The sequence below is a fragment of the Croceicoccus pelagius genome (assembly GCF_001661915.1).
Lineage (GTDB): Bacteria > Pseudomonadota > Alphaproteobacteria > Sphingomonadales > Sphingomonadaceae > Croceicoccus > Croceicoccus pelagius.
Map to the genome: position 1 here is coordinate 1 of NZ_LYWY01000012.1, position 4,994 is coordinate 4,994.

Annotated in this window: 3 protein-coding genes, 2 pseudogenes and 1 other annotated feature; of the genes and pseudogenes, 3 read left to right on the top strand and 2 right to left on the bottom strand. The window is 59.2% G+C overall.

Annotation, left to right across the window (positions count from 1 at the left end; genetic code table 11):
* Nucleotides 1-1,061, bottom strand: a pseudogene (locus A9D15_RS02490) (IS3 family transposase); the annotation flags it as partial.
* Nucleotides 664-780 (bottom strand) — a sequence feature (AL1L pseudoknot). Its footprint overlaps the pseudogene before it by 117 nt.
* 584 nt (nt 1,062-1,645) lie before the next feature.
* Between A9D15_RS02490 and A9D15_RS02500 the strand changes: the two are divergent.
* Nucleotides 1,646-2,146, top strand: coding sequence for a hypothetical protein (locus A9D15_RS02500; protein WP_156521623.1), 501 nt, complete (start codon nt 1,646-1,648; stop codon nt 2,144-2,146).
* A 108-nt stretch (nt 2,147-2,254) separates the two neighbouring features.
* On the top strand, nt 2,255-3,121 hold the full coding sequence (locus tag A9D15_RS02510; RefSeq protein ID WP_156521624.1) for a hypothetical protein: 867 nt from the start codon (nt 2,255-2,257) through the stop codon (nt 3,119-3,121).
* A 918-nt stretch (nt 3,122-4,039) separates the two neighbouring features.
* Here the strand turns inward: A9D15_RS02510 and A9D15_RS16700 are convergent.
* On the bottom strand, nt 4,040-4,180 hold the full coding sequence (locus tag A9D15_RS16700; protein ID WP_172807444.1) for a hypothetical protein: 141 nt from the start codon (nt 4,178-4,180) through the stop codon (nt 4,040-4,042).
* 390 nt (nt 4,181-4,570) lie between these two features.
* Between A9D15_RS16700 and A9D15_RS02515 the strand changes: the two are divergent.
* A pseudogene (locus A9D15_RS02515) lies at nt 4,571-4,994 on the top strand (transposase); the annotation flags it as partial.

Consider the following 4,994-nt stretch of genomic DNA (forward strand, 5'->3'; position numbering starts at 1 on the left):
GATGACCTCGGCCTTGTAGAGTCCGTTGATCGTCTCGGCCAAGGCGTTGTCATAGCTGTCACCGACGCTGCCCACCGATGGCTCGATCCCGGCCTCGGCAAGGCGCTCGGTGTACTTGATCGAGACGTACTGGCTGCCGCGGTCGCTGTGATGGATGAGGCCACCACAATGGACCGGGCGACGATCGTGGATGGCTTGCTCGAGGGCATCCAGAACGAAGCTGGCGTGGGCTGTTCTGCTGACCCGCCAGCCCACGATGTAGCGGGCATAGACGTCGATCACGAAGGCGACGTAGACGAACCCCGACCAGGTCGCGACGTAGGTGAAGTCCGAGACCCACAGCATGTTCGGTGCTGGCGCATGGAACTGTCGGTTGACCTGGTCGAGCGGGCAATGCGCCGCCTTGTCGCTGATGGTCGTTCGTACCGGCTTGCCGCGGATTACGCCCTGCAAGCCCAGGTCGCGCATGAGCCGTTCCACCGTACATCGGGCGACACTCAAGCCTTCGCGGTTCATCTGTCGCCAGACCTTGCGCACGCCGTAGACGCCGAAGTTCTCGGCGAATACGCGCAAGACCTCGGGCTTCAACGCCTGGTCGCGCTGGGCACGAGCCGACATCCGCGAGGGATCGCGCCGCTGCGCGACGCGTTCGTGGTAGGTGGATGGGGCGATCGGCAGAACCCGGCAGATCGGCTCGACCCCATACTCCTCGCGGTGTTCGTCGATAAACGCCGTCATCGCTTCAGTGGGCGGTCGAGCTCCGCCTGGGCGAAATACGCGGAAGCCTTGCGCAGGATCTCGTTGGCCTGGCGCAACTCACGGTTCTCGCGTTCCAGCGCCTTCAGCTTGTCAGCCAGCTCGGTCGGCACTCCGGCTCGCATGCCCTTGTCGATCTCGGACTTCTTCACCCACTCGAGCAGCGTGTAGCCCGAACAGCCGAACTTGCCGGCTATCGATGTGACCGCCGCCCAGCGCGACGGATGATCCTTCTCGCTGGCCAGAACCATGCGGACTGCTCGCTCGCGAACCTCGGGTGAGAACTTGTTCGTCGTCTTGCTCATAGACCCTTCCTCTCAGGAGTTGGGGCCTCCGGCAATCTCGGGGCGGTTCACACTTTCCTCAATGGATATAACGAAAGGAGGGCAGAACATGTCTAAAGCGAACGCGCGTCGCCTGCTCCGTCCTCACGGGCTCGCGGTCGTACTAGGGATGGGGGCACTTTCTGTGGCTCTGGTCGGCGCAACAAGAGAAACCTTTGGCGGCAGTTTGCCCGCGCTTGGTGAGCTTGCTGTTGCTGGCGTTGGTATGATCGGAGGAGCTAAGGCCGTTCTCGCTGCAGCTTGAACGGCCTAGTACACCAATACGCACCGCATACTGAGCAGGCCATGTATGGCCTGACTTTGCTGTGTTCGTTGTTGTTCGCAGCTATCGGAACGGGATACACGGTACTCCGTGGCCAAGGCTTCCACTTTATACATACGGTAACGCAGGCGGGTATCGGGGCTACGTTCCCGATATAATACACCACAAACGATGACACACAGCACCGCTAGCGTAGACAACCATCTACGCATTGGTGCGTTTGCTACATAATGCCGGAAATGTCTCCGGAATGGCGTCCAGAAACATTGTAGGAAAAGTCATCGTGTCGTTCGTCCGAACGCCGATCAACCTGATGAAGTTTGCGACAGAGCGCTCCCCGGCTGCCCCGCTGCTTCAGGAATGGCGTCGTGACTTCCTTGCAGGTGGCGAGCGTCGGGATATGGCCATCGCCCGCGTCATGCTGGGCACTGGCTTTGCCATGGCGATGTATGAGGCCGCGCTTGATGGCCGCATTACCGGGGCGGTGCCGCCTGACCCTGCCAAGGCTCGCCTCATGTATGCCGATGGCTGGCAGCCCTACTCGATCAAGGTCGGGGAACGGTACGTCAGCTATTCGCGCCTCGATCCGTTCTCCTCCACGATTGGCGTTGCGGCCGATATGGCCACACTGCCTACAGGGCTGACCGAACGGCAACAGGAAGACAAGGCAATGCTCCTGGTCGCGTCGATCATGGGCAACCTAGCCAGCAAGACATGGTTGTTGGGTCTTTCATCGTTCGTGAAGGCTTGGCCGATTCCGGACGCTACGCAGGGAATTGGGTAGAACGCACGTCGAGTTCGATGGCTATGCCTGCCGGCGTTGCAGGCGTAGCGCGTGCGATCGATCCAGTATCGCGCAAGCGAGAGAGCGTTGTCGAGGCGATCAAGGCGCGTGTTCCGGGAATGTCGCAAGACCTTCTCCCGCGTCAGGACATCTTCGGGGAGCCTATCGATCGACAGCCTCGGGCCAGATCTGATCTCGCCGTTCTGGCGGTCCAAGGCTAAGAACGATCCGGTGATTGCCGAGATGTTGCGCATCGGAAAAAGCGTCAGCGCACCGGGCAAGCAATACACCGAAAACGGCGAGCGCATCGATTACACGCCGGAAGAATATGACCGCTACCACGAGATTGCGGGTCGTCTGACCTACAACGAACTGCAAACGCTTGTCGGGTCTGCGGAGTATTCCAAGATGCCGGATGCGGCCAAGCGCAAGGCTGCTGGCCAAGCGATATCACGCGCGAGGAAGACCGCCCGCGAAGTGCTGAACGATCCCAGTTATCCATTGCCTTCGAAGGGTGGAGACGGCGACCGTCAAGCCAGCGGGTCGCAGAATGCCGACGAGACCCCTCCGCCGCCTCCGGGCTTCGCAATAGTGGGCGAAAGCAGCGGTCGCAATGTCTATCGTGAGCTTCAGGATGCGATTCCTGGCGTGCAAATCACCTCAGGCTATCGAGACGAAGCCTATCAGGCTGACATGCGCCGCAGAGGATACACTCCCGCGCGAAACAGCCGTCATCTGGACGGGGCCAGTTTTGACCTATTGCCGCCCCCGGGCAAGTGGATGGGCTGGCTCATGGGGCAGGTAGAGAAGGTCGATCCGAAGGCTCAACTGCTTCGTGAGGGCGACCATCTGCATGTGACGTTCCCCGGATATTACGGAGCGCCGCCACTGGGGGGGGGCTGTGGGGCGGGGTTGAAGAATACGCTCGCCGGAATGCCAGCGCCGCCCGCGGGTTTCACGATGGATACGAGATGAGGGAACCAATCCTCAGGCTTCCAGTTTTCGCTCCAGGCTACCTTGAGCAGACAAGTAGCCGAGAGAGCCTCTAGGCCCGTCTATTTAGTGTTCTCGGGGAGGCGGCGTGGGGGCCGCCTTCTTTTTATGACAAGTCTCTGACATTGCCCCGCATTAATCTTTCGCAATTGCGCGAGCGTTTCGTTAGCTTGCGTTCGGGCGCAGCTTTTCCCCCACCACCAGATCAAGGTTGCGCCCAACCACATCCAGGGATGGCCAGTTAGGAACCAAATCGCTCTTTCAAGCGTTTCGGCCATAGGTGCCGAATGCTTGACCAACTCGGACCTAGAGGAACGAGCACACCTGACTGGACCGTTCCTCGGAGGGGGGCGGCCCGCCCTGATGGACCGCCTTCCTCTCCAGGCAGTCTGAGAAGGGTTATCACCATGCCGACACGGGCGAAGGTGTTCCTCTGGATTATCGCCCTGTTCCTGGTGTTCGCCGTGTTCACGGTCGATCTTTAGAGACGTTTGTTGGGGGTGTGCCGCGTCCTATTGTCCCTAATGTCCCAAGGGTGCCGCCCGCATTTCTGGAGGATGAAAGCGCCATCGATCCAGACATTGACGCGGTGGACTGGTCGGATTTTAGTTGGTCGGTGGATGACTGAGGCCTCAGGGCCGTTCGCCTTGTGTGTCATGATTTCCGACCATCCAATCTACAAACCATCTCGCACGAGCGCGTAGGTTCATATCATCCCCTGTTGCGTTCGTGAGAAGTTGGTGACCGCGATCTAGGTCCACATCTTCCTTTTCGAGAATCACACGAAGGACCGACATTACCGCTGCCAATGAGGCTTCCACGTCTCCTTGGCAGCGAACTTCAAAGTTTGGATGCATTGGCATGATAAGCTTCTCCGTCGTCAGCGCTCGGCAATCTACCCTAGCCGATCTCCACCATTTGCTCTTCAAGGCTGACGATTTCCATGGCTGGCGGCTTTAGAGATGAGCCGTCGAGCTGGCCAAGGCTGTCGCACCCAATGAAACCGTGCCCGACGATCTTACAAGTGTGGCCATCAGCCAATTTGCCTACAATCCCGATGGTTCTTCGGTCTGCTTGCCACTGTCGGAGGCAAACTGTCTTTCGTTATCCAGGAGAGTTCATATGACAGGACCTCACGAAATTCCTCTTCGTCGTCCTCGTCTTCATGGTCTTCAAGTTCGGACCACTCATCCACCGGGAAAAATTTAGGCGACCGGCCTTCCTCAATACGCAGGTCGATGCCTCGTTCGTTGTACACCTGTCCATGGACGCAGACCGCCGAGATAGTTGCATCAAGCAATTCCCAACTCACAACAATCGATACGTCGCTGTCGTTGTCGTTCGATGTCTTGCCCTTCGTTTCCAGTGAGGTGGTGCCGGTTTCCTGGACAGGATGCTAAGCTAATCCCGACCTGATGGATTGGTACGGGAATGAAGACGACGAGAAAGCGCTACAGCGCGGATTTCAAGGCCAAGGTTGCGCTGGAAGCGATCCGGGGCGACCTGACGCTGGCGGAGCTGGCAGCCAAGCACGGTGTCCACCACACGATGATCGCATCGTGGAAGCGCCAAGCCATCGACGGGATGGCAAGCACCTTCTCCGGCGCCGGCGATACGGCCAGGGCCGTCAGCGAGAGCGAGGTGGAAAAGCTGCACGCCAAGATCGGGCAACTGGTCGTGGAGCGGGATTTTTTAGCAAAAGCCTTCGGTCGATGAGCGTGGATCGGAGGCGGGCAATGGTCGAACCTGCTCACCATCGCTTGTCGATCTCGGCGCAGTGCCGTCTGCTGCTTATCAGCCGCTCGTCCTATTACTACGCACCGGTGCCGGAAACGGACGAGACGCTGGCGCTGAT